This is a genomic window from Haladaptatus sp. AB618, from assembly GCF_024136965.1.
Taxonomy (GTDB): Archaea; Halobacteriota; Halobacteria; order Halobacteriales; family Haladaptataceae; genus Haladaptatus.
Map to the genome: position 1 here is coordinate 277,036 of NZ_JAMYJX010000005.1, position 17,501 is coordinate 294,536.

A 17,501-nucleotide genomic window follows, 5' to 3' on the forward strand; every position below is an offset into this window, starting at 1 on the left:
GGCGATCAGAGTTTGTAACCGAGTTGCTCCAATCGCGATTCGACTTCCGCCGACGTCGATCGCTCGTTATCGATTTCGTGCTCCGATTCTACCGGCGGTTCAGCCGTGACCCGCTTTTCCTCGTCCGAATCGAACACCAACCACGGGACTTCCGTCAAGCATGGCATGTACGTCTCCCGTGGGTGACCGTACTCCTTGATGGGGAGCGGGAAGGAGCGTTCGCCGAACGCCTGTCCGTGGTCCGCCGTGACGACCGTCCGTCCGGGTAGTTCCTCCAGGAGGGACCCAACGCTCGGAAGTGCGATTTGCAGGTTTTCGCGGTACGCGGCGTACAGTCGTTCCTCCGAAATCGAAACGTCGCCCTCCTTCACCTTCGTCCAGAATCCGGAGCCGAACCCGGATCCGAACTGCGACCGCCCGAACTTGCCGATGAACGGGAGGTGTGGTTGCAGGAAGTGGAGTATCAGCCGTTTGTTCGGAAACTCGTCGTTCGCCTCCAGTGCGCGTTTCGCCATCGCCTCGGGTGTCACCGACCCGACCTCCTCGTCCCAGTCGCTCTCCCAGACGTTGATGACCGAGTGAAAATCCGCGTCGAGGTCGTCGGACTTTCGCGTTAGCTGTGGGTTGGCGGTCACGTAGACGGTATCGTGGACCCGTCTCCCATCGAAGTTGTGTTCGAGAAACCCGACGGTGCTGCTCGCCTTCGACTGTCGCTTGTGCAACCGGCCCGGAAGCGTGTTCTCCGCCTCGAAAACGTCGTACCGACAGGCGTCCAGCAGTATCAGGTTGTCCCACGCCTCGTCCAGAACGGCAGTCCCGTAGACGCTGTTGTCCCTGTAAGTCCCGTAATAGAGTTTGTTGGTCTCCCGAGCCAGTAGATAGGGGTTCCGCAGAGCCTTGGATACGCGCTCGGCAGTTACTGTGTGCATCGTCATTTTGTATAGGGATACTCACATAACTCTGTCGTCCGTTCTACACCCCTCGACATCGGAAACGCGATACTGAACCGATTTTCAGGGACCGACATCTCACGATTTCCCACCGTTCGAAACGTTCACCCACAGGTGAAGTTCATGTGCTGCCGTCCGCTGGGACGGTTCGTTCGGGACGGGTCCCTCGTATAGCAAATACTGGACGCGAAGGTGGTCCCCCGTCATCCCTGGGTCGAGCGTCGTTTTGGTTCGCCACGTTTCGTTCGGGCCGACGACGGCGTGAACGCGGGTTAGTTCCCGTTGGTTCCGAACGCTCGCTCCGTTTCCGTTCCCGTTCGTGTCCAACCGTTGGACGAGCACGACGACGGTGTACCGATTCCGTTGGTGCCCGTGGTTTTTCACCCCGACGTACACCGATTTCCGCTCCTCCGTCGTGAGGTCGGTCGGATACCCACCAGCGGTGAGGGTGCCGTTGTCGGCCCGCGAGAGGAGATAGAACTCGGTGACGTTCTCCCCGTCGTTGGGAACCGTGACCGCGTACCCGACGCTCGCAACGGCGAGCAGGACACACAGCACGACGACGACGTTCAACGCCGCATCGACGCGCGTCTCCGGATGGAGGAACGACGTTCGAATCGCCGCGCCCCATCGACGGAACGGAACCGAAAACCGCTCCGCTTCGGGGACGTTCCACCGACGAACCACTGCGACGGCCGTCGTGAGGAGGGTAAATCCGCCGACTGCGACGACCACGGGAACCAGTCTGATTCCCCACGGGGTGAAATCGAGCACGAGTCCGATCAGCGGGACGACTGCGATGCTCGCGCCGAACGAGAGCGCGAAGCGGTCGAGGAGGCCGATTCCGGCGTCAAATCGGGAGCGAACCCGTTCGACGGTGGACCCGACTTCCGCCGTTCCTTCGGATTCTGCCGGTCGTTCCGATTCTGCTGATCGTTCCGGCCCCACCGAACTTTCCCGGTCCGCCGATTTCCCCTCCGGAAACAGCGCCGCGATGACGACGTACCCGGGAACGAACAGGACGAACGGCATCGCGAGGAGGAGTCGAATCGGCCAGTCGCGCACGACGGGGAGGAGAACCGAGAGACCGGTCACGAGAACGAAGCAGACGACGACCCCGAGGTCGGCGGGAATGCGCCGAACGGGTGCGGGGACGAGCAACCGGAGGTCGATGTCAGGGGGCATTCGGGAGTTCGTGACTACCTGCTCGCTTAAAAGACATTGCTCGCTACTCGTCCACCGGATGGAGTAACGGCTTGTTCTCGGCAATCGAACGACGAAGATCGTTCGCCGTCATGTCAGATCTGATACTGTCATCGAAACACCAAAAATCAGCCGACGAGGATGGTAGACGAAACGCAAAATACTCAAACAGTACGTCAACATGATTACGTTATGGACTTGACGGAGCGACTCCCACCGCGTGCTTGGCTCACGCGTGGGATCGTCTTATTAGTGGTCGTCGCCCTGCTTACGCCCTCCGTGGTCTCCGCAATCACGTACGACCCGAGCGTATCGAACCTCAAACCTGGAACCATCGATCAACCCGCGAACGGTACGACGATAATCAGCGTTCAAGGGTTCAATTTTCAGGGAGAAGGAAACAGGAAGAAACCTGCCCGGCTCGTCTCCGTCGGCCCCAAAGGCAACATAAACTGGGTGTACAACGGGTCGAAGGAAGGGGTATCGTGGTTCTACGACGTCGATCCGCTTCCGAACGGCAACCTCCTCGTCGTCTCGACACAGCGCGGCAAAACCGTCGTGTACGAGATGAATCCGGAGACGAAGAAGAAAGTCTGGTCTCGAACCCTTCCGATCAAGGACACCCACGACATCGACCTCATCAACAACGGCACGGAACTGCTGGTCGGTAACCTCCGCAACTACAATTCGAGCACCGGGGAGAACAACGACCGCGTGTACGTTTACAGCCTCGAAAAGGACAAGATCGTCTGGCAGTGGCATTTCACCAACTACTACGACAAGAACCAGGGTGGCGAATTCACCGGCGACTGGACGCACCTCAACAACGTCCAACAGATCGCACCGGGTAAGTTCGCGGTGGACCCGCGAAACATGGACCAAGTCCTCGTCATCGACCGGAAGACGAAGAAAGTCACGATGAAACTCGGTGAACCCGGGAACACCTCCATCCTCAACAAACAGCACAATCCCGACTATCTCGAAAGCGAGTCGGGCAAACCGACGTTCCTCGTCGCCGACTCCGAGAACAACCGCATCGTCGAGTACGAGAAGGACGGGAACGACTGGAACCGGACGTGGACGCTCGGGTCGTCCGACACGCTGACGTGGCCGCGCGACGCCGACCGACTCCCGAACGGCAACACGCTCGTCGTGGACTCCTCGGACCACCGCGTCATCGAAGTCACTCCCGAAGGAAAGATCGTCTGGGAGTTCTACGCGCCGTGGCTTCCGTACGACGCCGAGCGCATCGGTACCGGCGACGAATCCAACGGCCCGACCATCGCCGACCAGAACGCCTCCGGCACCTATCAAATCTCCGGCAGCGCGAACCTCGACCCCGGAACCGGAAAGAGCCTCAGGATGTCCGTCTTCCTCGGCCACGCTTTCGCCGGAACGTCGATGCAAGACACGATGCGCCACTACGGCGAGCGATGGGACCAGGTGACGCCGTTCATCCGCCCCATCTGGATGAGCGAGTACGCGTTCATCGCCGTCATCTTCGCCATCCTGCTCCTCGTCCTCTGGTTGCTCGGCGAACTGGTGTACCAGCGAAAACGGATTTCGAACGGGCTGAAGTACCGACTGGGCTGAGTTCCCTTCGGCGGCACCTCTTCTCTTGTAGCCGTACGGTCGGCAACGCTCGAAATTGAAAACCATTCTACACAAACGCGCTTTCGGGAGCGTTTAAGCCTATCCTGACGGATTTCTTTCGTATGCTCATCGCAGGAAGCGACGACGGCGTGTATCGAATCTTCGGCGTCCGCGAACCGGGTGAAACGACGGATGAAAAACTGCTCGACACCGAACGCGTGTTCCGAGTGAAATGGTTCGACGCGCTTCCCGGCCCCTTCGCGGCCGCGAAATCCGGACTGTATCACTCGCCGGACGGGAGCGACTGGACGAAACTTCCGTTCCCGGACGAGGAAGCGTACGCCATCACCGCCAGTCCATCCGGCGACAGGCTATACGTCGGGACGCGCCCCGCTCGCCTGTTCGTCGCTGACGTGGAATCCGAACTCCCATCCGAAGCCGATGATTGGGACGAGTTCGTCGGCTTTCGGGAGTTGCGCGAGCGGTTCGACTGGGGACTGGAGCGCCACGACGGACTCGCGCAGGTTCGAAGCCTCTGTACCCACCCGGACGCGCCCGCCCGACTCGTCGCGGGCGTCGAAGTCGGCGGCGTACACGTGAGCGACGATGGCGGCGAGAGTTGGCAGGAGCGGTGTATCGACCACGACGCGCCGAACACGGACGACATCCACCACCTCCACATGGCCGACGCGGAGACCCTCGTCGCCTCGACGGGCAGTGGGTTGTACCGCTCGACTGATGCCGGACGGTCGTGGTCGCGGTTGGACGGCGAGCACGAGCAGCGGTATTTCCGCGAGGCGTTCGTCCACGACGGCACCCTTTATGCGGGCGGCGCACCCGGTTCGTCCCCGTCGTGGGTCGACGGCGGTCACGCGCTGTTCGAGCGTCACGACGGGGAACCGCTGGAATCGGTGTCGTCACCGACCCCGGACGAGGTTGCGATCGGTTGGTGCGTGGTCGATGGCGACGTGCTGGCCGTGACCCACTGCGGGACGCTCCTTCGGCGTGAATCCGACGGCTGGAACGTCGTCGGATCGGTGCCGACGCCCGGACGCCTCAGGGGGCGATACCTCTCGCTGACGTGGTCTGATGACTGAACGTGTTGGAGTCCGCGGTTTCGGACGCTCGCGGAAGAAAAACGGGCCGAAAATCGCGGTTATTCCGTCGCCGTTTCGAAGTCGATCTCGTCGATTTCGTCGTCCTCGAGCATCTGTGGTTTGCCGAGCGGGAGCGAACCGAAGAGGACGTAGTGGACGGCGAACGCGACGCCGACGAGCGCGACGAGCAAGGCGAGGCTGCGTTTGAGGCTTGCCATATTCGGGACCTCGGAGGCGAAAAGAAAGAGTGCTTCGGTGTGTCCTCGGGTATCCTATCGGTCCACCTCGCCCAACACGATGTCGAGGCTGCCGAGCGAGGCGATAAGGTCCGGCACGAACTCCCCTTCGGCCATCTCCGGCAGCGCCGAGAGGTTGTGGAAACACGGACTTCGAATTTTGAACCGCGCGGGCTTGGCGGTATTGTCCGAGCGGATGTAGACGCCGAGTTCGCCCTTCGCCCCTTCGACCGCGCGATACGTTTCGGCGTCCATCGGCGGTTTCAGGGTTCGCGGCACGTTCGACTGCAAGGTCCGTTCCTCCTCGGGCCAGTTGGCCAGCAGTTCGACGCACTGCTCGACGATTCTGGCGGACTGTTCGACCTCGCGTAATCGAACCAACACGCGGGCGTAGTTGTCACAGCCGTCCTCGGTGACGACGTTCCAGTCGAGTTGGTCGTAGTAGCCGTACGGGTCGTCGCGGCGCAGGTCGTAGTCGATTCCCGACCCGCGGGCGACGGGACCCGTCACGCCGTACTGTTTCGCGACTTCCGGGTCGAGGATGCCGGTATCGACACAGCGCAGTTGGAAGAGTTCGTTCTCCGTGAGCAGGGCGTGGTACTCTTCGAGCGCGGCCGGGAGTCCGTAGACGAAGTCAAGCGTCTTGTCGAAGAACTCCTCCCGTGGCTCCGGAACGTCCCAGATGACGCCGCCGAGGCGGAAGTAGTTGAACATCATGCGCTGACCGGTCAAATCCTCCAGGACGTTCTGAACGATTTCGCGGTCGCGGAACGCGTACTGGAAGATGGCTGTGAAGTCGCCGTACACGTCGAGCGAGAAGGTGCCGAGCGCGAGGAAGTGACCCGCCATGCGCGAGAGTTCGACGCCGAACGTCCGCAGGATTTGGGCGTATTCCGGAACGTCGATGTCCGCGAGGTCCTCCGCGGCCCGCGCGTAGGCCCACTCGTTGGTCATGTTCGCGGTGTAATCCCAACGGTCGGGATACGGCATGATTTGGTGGCGATACGTGCCGTTTTGGGCCATCTGCTCCTCACAGCGGTGCAGGTAGCCGATGTCGGGGTGCACGTCGATCACCTGCTCGCCGTCGAGGACGGTCTCGATGTGGAGGACGCCGTGGGTCGCCGGGTGGTGCGGCCCGATGTTGATGAACAGCGTATCGGCGTTGTCCGCGTACTCGTCCTTCGCGATGGGATTCTTGTGCTTCTCGAACGGGACGATCTGGGTCTTGTACTGATCGTAGTCGAGCGAGAGCGGGTGGCCCTGCCAGCCCCGCGGGAGGAGAATCCGCCGCAAATCCGGGTTGCCGTCGTACTCGATTCCGACGAGGTCGAAGGCTTCGCGTTCGTGCCACTCCGCCGTCCGAAAGACGGGTTCCGCCGTCTCGCTCACGGGGTCGTCGGTCGTGGTCGGAACGACGATGCTCACCTCCTGTGTCGGGTCCGCGTACTTCTTGAGGTGGTAGATGCTCTCGTAGCGGTCCTCGTACTGCTGGGCGGTCAGACACGAGAGATGGTCGAATCCGGCCTCGTCCCGCAGTACGGTCAGGACTTCCTGCACTTCGTCCGGCCGAATCACGAACCCGGGTGCGTTCAGGTGGTCGTCGCGGGAGAGCACGTGATTGCCGAGCAGTTCCGCCAGTTCGTCGCGGTCGAACTCCTGCGGACGCGTTTGTCCTCGCTCCTCCGTCTGCGAACTCATTCTTCCACCCAGTTGTAGCGCATGACGAGGGTGTCCTCGTCGATTTCGTCCGCGAGCGATCGCACCAACTCGTCGGGTTCCAAATCGCCGAATCGCTCCAGTTCGTACGGTTTGACCACGACCGGTGCCGCCTCGCCGTTGGCGATTCGCTCCTGAAGATGGGTGATTCCGTAGATGAGCGCCTCGGGTCGCGGCGGGCATCCGGGAACGTGAATGTCAACCGGGATGACCTCCTCTGCGCCCTTGATGACGTTGTACCCCTGCTGGAACGGCCCGCCCGAGCAGGTACACGACCCCATGCTGACGACGAACTTCGGTTCGGGCATCTGGTCGTACACGCGCTTCATCCGCGGCGCGAATTTCGAAACGATGGTTCCCGGCACGATGATGACGTCGGCCTGTCGCGGCGAGGCGCGCGGAACCCCCGCCCCGAAACGGTCCAAATCGTGTTTCACGGCGTAGGTGTGCATCATCTCGATGCTACAGCAGGCGATGCCGAACTGGAGCATGAACATCGATGACCCCCTGACCCAGTTCATGAACTTGTCGAACTTCGTGAGAATGAACGGCGAGGTACCGAGCGAGTCCCGGAGTTTCGAGTCGAATCGCCCCGGCAGTTCCTCCTTGCCCTGTTCCCGACTCGTCGGGGCGACGAATTCCCGTTCTGACGCCCCCTGCTGTCGTTTCGGTGGCTGTGTTTCACTACTCATGGTCCCCAGTCCCCGTGCCCGTCGTGGGCATCGAACGAGATACGGGCGGGAACGGTATGAATATTCGGCCGTTACCCTCGGCTTACCATCGCGTCAGCCTTCGAAGTCGCTCGTTTCGCCACGGACGGGACGGCGGCGAACTCCACGACGACGCGCTCTCCCGACGGGTAGCACACCTCCTCGACGCGAGCGCGGTCGTAGAGCCACGAGAGCAGCGCCATGCCGTCGTCCGTGTTGGGAAGCCGTATCCGCCCCTCGTTCAACGCCGGGAGTTCGTCGGCGATTCGTTTTTCGAGAGTATCGATTCCGTCGTCCTCGATGGCGCTGATCACGACGGGATTCGACGCGAGGTCGGCCACGCCTTCGAGTCGCGCGTCGATTTCCGAGGAAGAAAGCTCGTCCGCCTTGTTCAGTACCGTCACGACCCGATCGACTTCGCCGTCGAGGAGGTCGTGTGAGGTTCGCAGTTTCTCGCGTAGTTCCGCTACCGGGTCGCTCACGTCGGCGACGAGACAGACGACGTCCGCCTCGTACGTCTCGGTCAGCGTCGTCTCGAACGATTCGACCAACCAGTGGGGCAGGTCCTGAATGAATCCGACCGTGTCGGTGACGAGCGTTCGCCGCCCGCGAATCTCGGCCCGTCTCGTCGTCGTTTCGAGCGTCTTGAACAACCTGTCCTCGACGCCCGCGCTCTCGTGGAGGTCATCGTGGCGTTCGGGGGAGACCTCCATCTCGTCGGCCAGTCTGCGCAGGAGCGTGGACTTCCCGGCGTTCGTGTACCCCGCGAGGGCGACGAGGGAGAACCCCTGGTCGCGGCGCTTTTCGCGCCGCTGTCCGTCGATATCCGAGCGGTTGTCGAGTTTCGTTTCGATAGTTTCGATCCGGTCCCGGATGTCGGTGACGCGTCGGTCCTCCTTCTCGCCGAGGCCGTTCCGCGACCGCCGCTCGTTCGCGACTTCCTTCTCCAACCTGATTTCGGCCTGCACGCGCGGCAGTTCGTACCGTAACTCCGCGAGTTTGACCTGTCGCTGTGCTTCCTTCGTTCCTGCCTGCTGGGCGAAGATTTCGAGGACGAGACGGTATCTGTCGATGATTCTGGTTCCGTCGGGACACAACTCCCCGATTTCGAACGTCTGTTGTGGCGAGAGCGGGTTGTCGAAGACCACGGAATCGGCGTCCGAATCGTCGATCCGCCCCGCCAGTTCCTCGGCCTTTCCGCGACCGAACTGATAGTTCGAGTCCTCCGTCCGCGATTGGGTTATCGTCCCGACCACTTCGTAGCCCGCCGCGTCGGCGAGCGCGCTGATCTCGTCCGTTTTCGGAAGTCCGTCGTCCACTCGTTTCGCGATGATTGCTGAACCTGATTGCATGCCTGAATTCTTTCGCAGTGCTTCGGCGAAGACGCCGCTCTACGCTTCCGGGTTCGAATTCCGACCGGGGAACGGGTCACTGACTGTCGTTACGCTGACGTAACGAACGGGCAAACGGCGAACTGACCCGTGATATCCGGTCAGTGAAGGAGAGAGGTGGTCATGGTTCGACCTTGGTCACTGAAATGGGCATCTTCGCAAAAAACCTTGCGAGAGTGTGGTAACCGGTGTCACTACAAAAAGGCAACCGCGATGAGAGGGGCCGATCTAGATGAGCAACTGCACGTCGGAATCGGCCATGTGTTCGAGGGCGGTAGCGGCCCCGACGCCCGAGACGACGCCGTCGTAGAGCTTGGACTCGTCGTAGTCCATCAGGTCCATCGTCATCTGACAGGCCTGCAGTTCGACGCCGGTCTCTATCGACACGTCGATGAGCTCCTCGATGGTCGCCGTCCCGTTCTCCTCGATCTTGCGCTCCATCATCTTCGTCGCCATCGAATCCATGTAGGGGAGCGCCGCGAGCGCGTTCGGCATCGGCATGCTCGGGTTGCCGACCGCGCTGAGTTTGAGGTTCTTCGATTTCTCCTGATGGAGGATGTCGAGCCCCCAGAACGTGTGGAAGACCACGACGTCCCAGCCGAACGCGGCGGCGGTGCTGGCGAGGATGAGCGGTGGGTAGGCCATGTCCAGCGTGCCTTTCGTGGCGATGATGGTCATCTTCTTCTGTCCGCCGACTTCTTCCTTCAGGTCGGCCAGTTCCTCCTCCAACTCCTCGATACGGTTGGCGAGAGCAGCTTCGTCATCGATGCCGTCGTCGGTAGCGGTCGTTGTGTCCGTGCTCATGGGTCACTCCGTCTTCCGAACGTAGTGGCGGAACACCGCTTCGCCGTCCTTTTCACCCTCCGCCTGGTCGAGGAGTTCGACGCCGTCGGTGGTGTCAGCCCATCCTTTCAAGTCGCTCATGCTACCCGAGTCGGTCGCTACGACTTCGAGGACCTCCCCTTCCGAAAGCGAATCGGTCGCCTGCTTGGTCTTCACGACCGGCATCGGGCAGTTCATTCCCATTACGTCGAGCGTCTCCGTGATATCGAATTTCGTACTCATGGTTCGTGTATTGGACGTATCGGACAATATCGGTTAGGACGTTAAAAGTGTGTTGATTATTGTAGAGACCATCCACTACCGATAATAAGTTATTGTACATTGTGCGCTCCTACACGCGATTAATCAGTTACGACAAATTCGGTATTGCGGGAAATTCGGAATACTATACGAACGTTTTTGTATCTGTAGGCGATAGCTGTGGATACACAATGAGCGAATCAGCGTTTCCAGACCCGGACGCCGAAGTGGCGTCTGTAACGCCGGACGAACTGTACGAGCGTATCGACGCGGGAGACGCCGTCACGATCCTCGACGTTCGGGCGACGGACGAGTACGAGAAGTGGCATATCGACGACGAGAACGTCGAAACCATCAACGTTCCCTACTTCGAATATCTCGCCGACGATCCGGACGACGAGCTTTTCGACCCCGTTCCGGAGGACGAGGAAGTCACCGTCCTCTGTGCGAAGGGCGGGTCGAGCGAGTATATCGCGGGACTGTTCGCCGAGCGGGAGTACGACGTGAACCACCTCGAAGACGGGATGAAGGGATGGGCACGCGTCCTCGAACGGACGGAAATCGAGAACGACACCACGGACGCGACGGTCGTCCAGTATCAGCGGCCGTCGAGTGGCTGTCTGTCCTATCTCGTGGTTTCGGACGACGAGGCCGCCGTCATCGACCCGCTTCGAGCGTTCGCGGACGAATACGTGGTGGATGCCGACGAATACGGGGCGGACCTCCGCTACGCCATCGATACGCACGTCCACGCCGACCACGTCAGCGGCGTGCGTTCCGTCGGAGACGTGAGCGATGCCGAGGTCGCGGTCCCTGCGCCCGCCGAGAACCGTGGCATCGACTACGAGGAGTCCTATCTGGCGGTCGAGGACGGCGAGGAACTTCCGTTGGGAGAGACTGAAATCGAGGTCATCCACACACCGGGTCACACGACAGGCATGACGTCCTACCGCGTGGGCGATGTGCTCTTCACGGGCGACGGCCTGTTCACCGAGAGCGTGGCCCGTCCCGACCTCGAAGAGGGTGACGACGGCGCTCCCGAGGCCGCAGGGACGCTCCACGAGACGCTGCAGGAGAAGGTCCTGTCGCTCCCGGACGGGACGGTCGTCGCACCCGCCCACTTCAGCGACGCGGCGACGACCGCGGACGACGGAACGTACACCGCGACCGTCGGCGACCTCCGAGCGTCGATGGACGTCCTCTCGATGGACCGCGAGGAGTTCGTGGAGTTCATCCTCTCGGACATGCCGCCGCGCCCGTCGAACTACGAGGACATCATCGGAACGAACTTGGGTCAACAGCACACAGACGATGAAGAGGCGTTCGCGCTCGAACTCGGGCCGAACAACTGTGCCGCGAGTAAGGGTTCGCTTACGGACGACTAACGCGGCAGGAGAAAACCATGCATCCACTGCCAGTATTTGCGTTAATGGACTTATTCCCCCACGAACTGTTTCCGAACGGCGTGAGTCGCTACGCCATCGGTGGCGTTTTCATCGGCCTCGGCGTCGCCGTCATCTACCTCGGCACCGGTATCATCGCCGGAGCGAGTACGTTCCTGGAGTCCACGCTGTCGTACGTCTCCGACGTACCGCGCTTTCAGAAACCGAAATACGTTGCCTCCCGTGACTGGCGTGTGCTGTTCACGCTCGGAATGGTCGGCGGAGCGGCCGTCTATCAGTTCACCTTCCACGGTGACATCTGGACGACCGACGTGCAGTGGTGGCGACTCCTCGGTGGCGGATTCCTCGTCGGCGTCGGCACGCGACTCGGTAAGGGCTGTACGTCCGGCCACGGCGTCTGTGGCGTCGGCTCAGCGTCGTTCACTTCTATCGTCAACGTGGCGACGTTCATGGTGGTGGCCATCGGCGTCGCACAACTGATGCAAGCTCTACAGGTGGTACCATGAGCGCGAAACCGGACCAGGGAGGGTTGCTGTTCTCCCTCCTCATCGTCGCGGGCGGCCTACTGTTCGGGTTCGGGCTGGGCTTCAGTCACATGGCCCAACCCGAGGTCGTACTGCACTTCTTGCAGTTCCAGGACTTCGGTCTCCTGTTCGTCATGGGCGGTGCGGCGGTCGTCACCGGGACGACGTTCGCGGTCGCGACTCGGCTGTTGGGACGGGCTCCGCTCACCGGAAAGGCCTACGTCCGCAGGCTGAAATCGTTCGACCGGAACGTTATCGTCGGTGGCGTCATCTTCGGCGCGGGTTGGGGCATCTCCGGCATCTGTCCGGGTGCCGCCTACGCCAGTTTCGGGATCGGGAACTTTCCCATCCTCTTCGCCATCGGTGGGATGTTCCTCGGCGCGTACGCACAAGGCGTCTGGCGGAAACTCGGCGCGAGCGATCGTTCGACGCCGTCACAAGCGGACTGAACTACGCTCCCTTCTCGCGGTACCCTACTGACTGATCCGAGTAACCGCCGTCGTCCGTTCTTCGAATAGTGGTTCTCATTTTGTGTCGTCGTTCTTGTCGGGAAGTACTAAAACGACGACTACGGGATGTGGAACGTACAATGTTGCTCAATGTGAACACAGCCATATGGACGATGGCGCTGGATGATCCAAACAGGTTCGATGAGATACAGAAAAAATACTCGTTAACGGCGTTCTTGAACCGATGATCCCCGGTAGACGCTAGCGAGACGGTTTCGCTCTCCCGTTATTGTATTGTATGATATTTACAAAACTATTAAGGGGCGTCGGCGGGTAGGCTGTAGCGAGCAGAAAAGTATGATCCATACACAACCGCGGTCAGTACGGAACGGAGGTCGATGACGATGTTCGAAGCACTGAGTGGATTCCACGCGGCCGGAACGGTCGGCCTCGTCCTCGGGGAAGCGGTCGTTCTCTACGCAGGATACGGTGTCGTCGTACAGTCGGTCGGTTCGAACGTGATCGAAGCGCTCACGGGTGAGTAATCGTGGACCCACTCATCATCGCCGTCTTCATCGGTTTCGGGCTGATCATCGGCATCCTGTTCGGGTTCTTCGGCATGGGAGGGTCGTTCCTCGTCACACCTGCCCTGTTGGTGTTCGGCTATCCGGCGAAAGTCGCAGTCGGAAGCGGATTGGCGTTCGTCTTCGGTACGTCGGTCATCGCGGCGCTCCGCCACCGGAACCTCGGACAGGTCGATTACAAACTCGCACTGATGTTCATCGTCGGCATGACGACTGGCATCAAGGTCGGGGAGCAAGTCGTGTTGTGGCTCGAAGCGACCGGTATCGCCGATGCGGTCGTGGGAATCGCCTACGTCTTCCTGTTGGCCGCAGTCGGTCTCTTCACTCTCCGTGACGCGCGTGGCGGCGGGGGTGATTCGTCGCTCCCGGACCGCTTCGACGTGCTCCAGATTCCGCCGATGGTTTCCATCAGCGGGGGTGTGGAAATATCGATTTGGCTCACGCTCGGCATCGCGCTGTTCGTCGGCATCCTGTCCGGTTTCCTCGGTGTCGGCGGCGGTTTCCTCCTGATGCCCGCGATGGTGTACGTCCTCGGCGTTCCTGCCGTCGTCGCCGTCGGGACCGACGTGCTCCAGATCACCATCTCCGGCGGTTTCGGTGCGTTCTCCTACGCACAGAACGGGGCCGTCGAACTCGCCGTCGTCGTGCCGCTGTTGGCGGGAAGCGCTCTCGGTGCACGCATCGGCGCGGCCGCGACGAGTCTCACCGACGAGGACGACATCAAGGGGTACTTCGCGGCCATGCTCCTCGCGGGCAGCGTCGCAGTCGCGAGCAACCGAATCGGGGATGTGCTCGGTATCCAAATCCTCGACAAGGTGAGCTTGGTGCTCATCTTCGGATCCGCGCTGCTGGTCGCCGCGGCGGTCGTTTACAGCGCGCTCGTCTCCCTGCGCAACCGCAAATCGCAGACGGTGGTGACCGCCGAATGAATGGCACGTTTCCAGGACGTGGTTTTGCACGAACCATGCAAAATCCTTATACGTGCGAATTACCTACTTCGACTCGATAATGGCGAACTCGATGGCCGAATACCTCCAGCAAGACATGGAGTGTGAAGGACTGCTGGAGTGTATTCACGGACTCAAGGAACTCGACAAGCAGTGTTATCAAGTCGTGATACGGAGCGACGACCCGTTGACCATCGACGACATCGCGGACCGCATCGACCGCGAACGCTCGACTGCCTACCGTTCCATCCAACGACTGCTTCAGTCCGGATTCATCCAAAAGGAACAGGTCAACTACGACCAGGGTGGCTACTATCACGTCTACAAACCGACCGACCCCGGCGAAGTGTGCCACAACATGCAGCGGATGTTGAACGAGTGGTACGCGAAGATGGGGCAGCTGATTCAGGAATTCGAGGACAAGTACGACGAGATAGAACAGCCCGAACAGGCAGTCTAATCTTTCGTCTTCGTCTTCGTCTCTCGTTTTTCGGCAGTCAGACGACGACTTTGACTCGGTTGTACGGTAGCATTCGCAAGTCGGCATCGAGATACTCCGCGACGTGTGCGACGAACTCGTCCTCCTTCAGCAGGCCACCCTCTTCTCCGTCCTCGCTCAACTGAAGGGTGACTTCGTCCACGTCGTCCAGAGCGTCGCTTCCCACCATGACGGAAAACAACTCCGCGGGAGTGACGGGTTTTCCTGCGTCGATGGCCGCCGTGACGTCGTCCACGGCGGTTTGTACCGTCGTTTCGACGTCGAACTGCACGTCCACCGACATCGCCTGTCCGAGCATTTTGGCCGCGTGTGCCTCTTCCGCCTTTCGAACGGCCGGTTCCAGCGCGTGGGAGAACTCGGCCCCGCTCCCTTCCATCCCGACGTAGACGAACGAGAGCATGGCGGTCAGTCCGTCCATGAACCCGTCGTCCTCCAGCGTTCGGTCGAACACCTGTCGTCGGTCCTTCTTCTTCAAGTGGTGGATGAGTATCGGGAAGTCGAGAATCGCGTCCGTGATTCGCTGGCGAATCCGCGCCTCCGCGTTGCGCTTGGACTGATCGTGTTCCATCGCCGCCTCGCCGAGCAAGTACGCTCGGTCGGCGGGCGAGAGTATCCCCCGACCTCTGTCTGTTTCGGGTTTCATAATCGAAATCGGATTATATAGCGTCCGATTCTATCCGAAGCTATTTGAAGAGTGTGGAACAACCACCGACAATGGCGCTTCTCAACGTGACGATGCGAATACTACACACGGTTTTCGAGGGGGCGATCTGATGGCGAGCGAAGATTCACCCGACGGGTCGGACGGGGGCTTCAACAAGGCTCTGGCGACGGTGTTCGCCATCGTCTTCGTCGACCTGCTCGGATTCGGGATTTTGATCCCCATCATCCCGCTGTACGCGGAACATTTCGGGGCGAACGAGTTCGTCGTCGGCCTGCTGCTCGCATCCTACTCCCTCATGCAGTTCCTCTTCGCGCCCGTGCTCGGCCGTCTCTCCGACGAACGCGGCCGCCGACCGATCCTCCTCCTCTCGCTGTTCGGCAGCGTCGTCGCGTGGACGTTGTTCGGCGTCGCGGACAGCCTCCTCTTTCTGTTCGCCGCCCGAATCCTCGCGGGCGTGATGGGCGGCAACATCGCCACCGCACAGGCGTACGTCGCGGACATCACCCCGCCGGAGGACCGGGCGAAGGGACTGGGTCTCATCGGCGCGGCGTTCGGTCTCGGTTTCGTGTTCGGCCCGGCGCTCGGCGGTATCTTCTCCAGCGACGCCGTGCTCTCGCTCGCCCGCACGTCCCTCCCCGCGTTCGTCCCGATAACGCAGTTCTCGCTCCCGAGTTTCGTCGCCGCCGTCATCTGCGGCGTGAATCTCGTCGTCGCCGCAGTCGTCCTCCCCGAAACGCGCGAACGGCAGGAGGAATCCGACGACGAAACGCCATCACACGACCGGGAATCACGCCTCAAACGTCTCGCAAAGTCGTTCTCCAACCCGGCACTCGCCGGACTCATCGCATCGTTCTTCCTCCTCTCGCTGGCGTTCTCCTCGATGGAGAGCATGTTCGTCCTCTTCACCGACCAGCAGTACGGCTTCGGCCCGGAGATGAACGGCTTCGTCCTCGCCTACGTCGGCGTCGTCATCGCCATCGTGCAAGGTGGTCTCGTCGGCAAACTCACGGATCGCTACGGCGAGCGAACGCTCGCGCTCGTCGGCGTCGGCCTCGAACTCGTCACGCTCTCGTCGCTCCCGTTCTCCCACGCCATCGGCAACTACTTCCCCTCCATCGGCCCGATTTCCGGTGGGCTGTTCGTCCTGCTGTTCATCCTCATGCCCCTCGCGGCGGGTAACGGCTTCGCGAACGTCTCGCTGACCACGCTCGTCTCGAAGAGCGCGACGGAGGACACGCAGGGCGGTGCGTTCGGCCTCACCCAGAGCGCGGGCAGCATCGCCCGCGCCGTCGGCCCGATCGTGGCGGGCGCGCTCTACGCGGCGGTCGCTTACTGGCTCCCGTTCGTCCTCGGCGGCCTCCTCATGCTCCCCATCGGTTACGTCCTGCTGACGACGTTTCAGGCCAAGGGCCGACCGATAGCGGCAGACTGAGCGTCCCGATTCGATTCTCGATTCCCGAATTTTATATACGAACACGCGGCCACTCGTTCCCGAATGTCGTGGACGAATCGAATCGTCGTTTGGAGACGAGCCAGCGAACTTCGGCTGGTTTGTCCGCTCTCGGTATTCCTCGGCCTCCTTTGTCCCGTATTCTACGCCGACTCAGAAGGCGTGTCGGTGCCAACCGCCATCGACGGGCAGCGTCGCGCCGGTGATGTACTCGGCGGCGGGCGAGGAGATGTACGCGACGGCGCGGGCGAACGACTCCGGCGTTCCGAGGTCGGACAGCGGCAGTTCGTCCGTGCGACGCTCTTTCGCCGCCTCCTCGCTGATTCCCTCCCGCTCGGCCAGTTGTGCGATTTTGTACTGGATCCGGTCGGACATGACGCCGCGCGGGGAGACGCAGTTCACGCGCACGCCGTCCGCGCCGAACTCCTCGGCGAGTACCTTCGAGAGACCGTAGATTCCCGGTCGGAAGACGTTCCCGAGGACGCCGTTCGCGGACGGTTCCAGCGCGGAGGCGGCGACGAGGTTGGTGATCGCACCGCCGCCGTCGCGGAGCGCCGGAAGCGCCGTCTCGCAGGTGAGTATCGTACTCCGAAGGATACCCTGATAGGCCTCGTCGAATGCCGACAGGGACGTTTCGGAAAACGGTGCCGTCGATGGCCCGCCGTGGTTCGTCACGAGCACGTCGAGCCCACCGAGGCGCTCGATGGCGGTTTCGGTCGCGTTCCGAACCGAGTCCTCGTTGGCGAGGTCACAGACGACCCAGTCGATGGCGTCGGCGTCACAACTCGTCGCCTCCCGAATCGTCTCCGCGGCCGTTTCGAGCCGTTCCTCGTCTCGGGACGAGACGACGACGTTCGCGCCCTCCCGAACGAGCGCTTCGGCCACCGCGCGTCCCAGTCCGCTGCTCGCCGCCATCACGTACGCCCGCGTTCCGTCGTATCCGAGGTTCATACTCGCCACTCTCGCGTTGAGTCGCAAATACGTTCCCCTGAAAGGGTACCA

General features: G+C 61.4%; 18 protein-coding genes and 1 pseudogene. 9 read left to right on the forward strand and 10 right to left on the reverse strand.

The window, feature by feature from the left end:
- Positions 1-5: 5 nt before the first annotated feature.
- A complete protein-coding gene (locus NKF26_RS16535) occupies positions 6-929 on the reverse strand; it encodes an LTA synthase family protein (RefSeq protein ID WP_253227683.1) in 924 nt (307 codons plus the stop codon).
- Positions 930-1,028: 99 nt separating this feature from the next.
- Entirely contained in the window at positions 1,029-2,135 is a 1,107-nt protein-coding gene (locus NKF26_RS16540) for a DUF1616 domain-containing protein (protein ID WP_253227684.1), read from the reverse strand.
- Between the two features lie 210 nt (positions 2,136-2,345).
- On the opposite strand from NKF26_RS16540, the gene NKF26_RS16545 reads away from it, so the two are divergent.
- Both NKF26_RS16545 and NKF26_RS16550 read left to right on the forward strand, forming a co-directional pair.
- Positions 2,346-3,746, forward strand: coding sequence for an aryl-sulfate sulfotransferase (locus NKF26_RS16545; RefSeq protein WP_253227685.1), 1,401 nt, complete (start codon positions 2,346-2,348; stop codon positions 3,744-3,746).
- Positions 3,747-3,868: 122 nt separating this feature from the next.
- On the forward strand, positions 3,869-4,843 hold the full coding sequence (locus NKF26_RS16550; protein ID WP_253227686.1) for a WD40 repeat domain-containing protein: 975 nt from the start codon (positions 3,869-3,871) through the stop codon (positions 4,841-4,843).
- A 59-nt stretch (positions 4,844-4,902) separates the two neighbouring features.
- On the opposite strand, the gene NKF26_RS16555 is transcribed toward NKF26_RS16550, so the two are convergent.
- From NKF26_RS16555 to NKF26_RS16580, 6 genes and pseudogenes are all read right to left on the reverse strand, one after another.
- Positions 4,903-5,061: a hypothetical protein gene (locus NKF26_RS16555; RefSeq protein ID WP_190303877.1), complete on the reverse strand. Its 159-nt coding sequence runs from the start codon at positions 5,059-5,061 to the stop codon at positions 4,903-4,905.
- Positions 5,062-5,115: 54 nt separating this feature from the next.
- Positions 5,116-6,777, reverse strand: coding sequence for an NADH-quinone oxidoreductase subunit D (locus tag NKF26_RS16560; protein WP_253227687.1), 1,662 nt, complete (start codon positions 6,775-6,777; stop codon positions 5,116-5,118).
- Positions 6,774-7,385, reverse strand: a pseudogene (locus NKF26_RS16565) (NADH-quinone oxidoreductase subunit B); the annotation flags it as partial. The gene NKF26_RS16560 and the pseudogene NKF26_RS16565, both read right to left, overlap by 4 nt.
- A gap of 173 nt (positions 7,386-7,558) precedes the next feature.
- Positions 7,559-8,857, reverse strand: a complete 1,299-nt coding sequence (hflX, locus tag NKF26_RS16570) for a GTPase HflX (protein WP_253227689.1) — start codon at positions 8,855-8,857, stop codon at positions 7,559-7,561.
- A gap of 267 nt (positions 8,858-9,124) precedes the next feature.
- Positions 9,125-9,700: a DsrE/DsrF/DrsH-like family protein gene (locus NKF26_RS16575; RefSeq protein WP_253227690.1), complete on the reverse strand. Its 576-nt coding sequence runs from the start codon at positions 9,698-9,700 to the stop codon at positions 9,125-9,127.
- A gap of 3 nt (positions 9,701-9,703) precedes the next feature.
- A complete protein-coding gene (locus tag NKF26_RS16580) occupies positions 9,704-9,961 on the reverse strand; it encodes a sulfurtransferase TusA family protein (RefSeq protein ID WP_253227691.1) in 258 nt (85 codons plus the stop codon).
- A 209-nt stretch (positions 9,962-10,170) separates the two neighbouring features.
- Here NKF26_RS16580 and NKF26_RS16585 point away from each other — a divergent pair, with 209 nt between their 5' ends.
- From NKF26_RS16585 to NKF26_RS16610, 6 genes are all read left to right on the forward strand, one after another.
- Positions 10,171-11,364: an MBL fold metallo-hydrolase gene (locus NKF26_RS16585; protein WP_253227692.1), complete on the forward strand. Its 1,194-nt coding sequence runs from the start codon at positions 10,171-10,173 to the stop codon at positions 11,362-11,364.
- Between the two features lie 44 nt (positions 11,365-11,408).
- Complete coding sequence (locus NKF26_RS16590) at positions 11,409-11,888, forward strand: YeeE/YedE family protein (protein WP_253227693.1); 480 nt, start codon at positions 11,409-11,411, stop codon at positions 11,886-11,888.
- Entirely contained in the window at positions 11,885-12,355 is a 471-nt protein-coding gene (locus NKF26_RS16595; RefSeq protein WP_253227694.1) for a DUF6691 family protein, read from the forward strand. Before NKF26_RS16590 ends, NKF26_RS16595 begins: the two co-directional genes overlap by 4 nt.
- A gap of 404 nt (positions 12,356-12,759) precedes the next feature.
- Positions 12,760-12,900 (forward strand): hypothetical protein, encoded by a 141-nt coding sequence (locus NKF26_RS16600; protein ID WP_253227794.1) that lies wholly within the window; start codon positions 12,760-12,762, stop codon positions 12,898-12,900.
- 2 nt (positions 12,901-12,902) lie between these two features.
- Entirely contained in the window at positions 12,903-13,868 is a 966-nt protein-coding gene (locus NKF26_RS16605; RefSeq protein WP_253227695.1) for a TSUP family transporter, read from the forward strand.
- A 79-nt stretch (positions 13,869-13,947) separates the two neighbouring features.
- Positions 13,948-14,346, forward strand: a complete 399-nt coding sequence (locus NKF26_RS16610) for a helix-turn-helix domain-containing protein (protein WP_066148912.1) — start codon at positions 13,948-13,950, stop codon at positions 14,344-14,346.
- 37 nt (positions 14,347-14,383) lie between these two features.
- Here NKF26_RS16610 and NKF26_RS16615 read toward each other — a convergent pair whose 3' ends face one another.
- Positions 14,384-15,028, reverse strand: coding sequence for a hypothetical protein (locus NKF26_RS16615; RefSeq protein WP_253234618.1), 645 nt, complete (start codon positions 15,026-15,028; stop codon positions 14,384-14,386).
- Positions 15,029-15,158: 130 nt separating this feature from the next.
- Here NKF26_RS16615 and NKF26_RS16620 point away from each other — a divergent pair, with 130 nt between their 5' ends.
- Positions 15,159-16,481 carry an MFS transporter gene (locus NKF26_RS16620; RefSeq protein ID WP_253227697.1) on the forward strand — a complete coding sequence of 441 codons (1,323 nt, stop codon included), beginning with the start codon at positions 15,159-15,161 and terminating at the stop codon, positions 16,479-16,481.
- A gap of 171 nt (positions 16,482-16,652) precedes the next feature.
- Here NKF26_RS16620 and NKF26_RS16625 read toward each other — a convergent pair whose 3' ends face one another.
- Positions 16,653-17,450: an SDR family oxidoreductase gene (locus tag NKF26_RS16625; RefSeq protein ID WP_253234619.1), complete on the reverse strand. Its 798-nt coding sequence runs from the start codon at positions 17,448-17,450 to the stop codon at positions 16,653-16,655.
- Positions 17,451-17,501 lie beyond the last annotated feature (51 nt).

Coding starts and splice junctions, on each gene's coding strand:
- NKF26_RS16535 (WP_253227683.1), bottom strand. CDS start 929: ATGCACACAGTAACTGCCGAGCGCGTATCCAAGGCTCTGCGGAACCCC.
- NKF26_RS16600 (WP_253227794.1), top strand. CDS start 12,760: ATGTTCGAAGCACTGAGTGGATTCCACGCGGCCGGAACGGTCGGCCTC.
- NKF26_RS16620 (WP_253227697.1), top strand. CDS start 15,159: ATGGCGAGCGAAGATTCACCCGACGGGTCGGACGGGGGCTTCAACAAG.
- NKF26_RS16545 (WP_253227685.1), top strand. CDS start 2,346: ATGGACTTGACGGAGCGACTCCCACCGCGTGCTTGGCTCACGCGTGGG.
- NKF26_RS16595 (WP_253227694.1), top strand. CDS start 11,885: ATGAGCGCGAAACCGGACCAGGGAGGGTTGCTGTTCTCCCTCCTCATC.
- NKF26_RS16575 (WP_253227690.1), bottom strand. CDS start 9,700: ATGAGCACGGACACAACGACCGCTACCGACGACGGCATCGATGACGAA.
- NKF26_RS16610 (WP_066148912.1), top strand. CDS start 13,948: ATGGCGAACTCGATGGCCGAATACCTCCAGCAAGACATGGAGTGTGAA.
- NKF26_RS16560 (WP_253227687.1), bottom strand. CDS start 6,777: ATGAGTTCGCAGACGGAGGAGCGAGGACAAACGCGTCCGCAGGAGTTC.
- NKF26_RS16585 (WP_253227692.1), top strand. CDS start 10,171: ATGAGCGAATCAGCGTTTCCAGACCCGGACGCCGAAGTGGCGTCTGTA.
- NKF26_RS16555 (WP_190303877.1), bottom strand. CDS start 5,061: ATGGCAAGCCTCAAACGCAGCCTCGCCTTGCTCGTCGCGCTCGTCGGC.
- NKF26_RS16625 (WP_253234619.1), bottom strand. CDS start 17,450: ATGAACCTCGGATACGACGGAACGCGGGCGTACGTGATGGCGGCGAGC.
- NKF26_RS16615 (WP_253234618.1), bottom strand. CDS start 15,028: ATGAAACCCGAAACAGACAGAGGTCGGGGGATACTCTCGCCCGCCGAC.
- NKF26_RS16550 (WP_253227686.1), top strand. CDS start 3,869: ATGCTCATCGCAGGAAGCGACGACGGCGTGTATCGAATCTTCGGCGTC.
- NKF26_RS16590 (WP_253227693.1), top strand. CDS start 11,409: ATGGACTTATTCCCCCACGAACTGTTTCCGAACGGCGTGAGTCGCTAC.
- NKF26_RS16540 (WP_253227684.1), bottom strand. CDS start 2,135: ATGCCCCCTGACATCGACCTCCGGTTGCTCGTCCCCGCACCCGTTCGG.
- NKF26_RS16580 (WP_253227691.1), bottom strand. CDS start 9,961: ATGAGTACGAAATTCGATATCACGGAGACGCTCGACGTAATGGGAATG.
- hflX (WP_253227689.1), bottom strand. CDS start 8,857: ATGCAATCAGGTTCAGCAATCATCGCGAAACGAGTGGACGACGGACTT.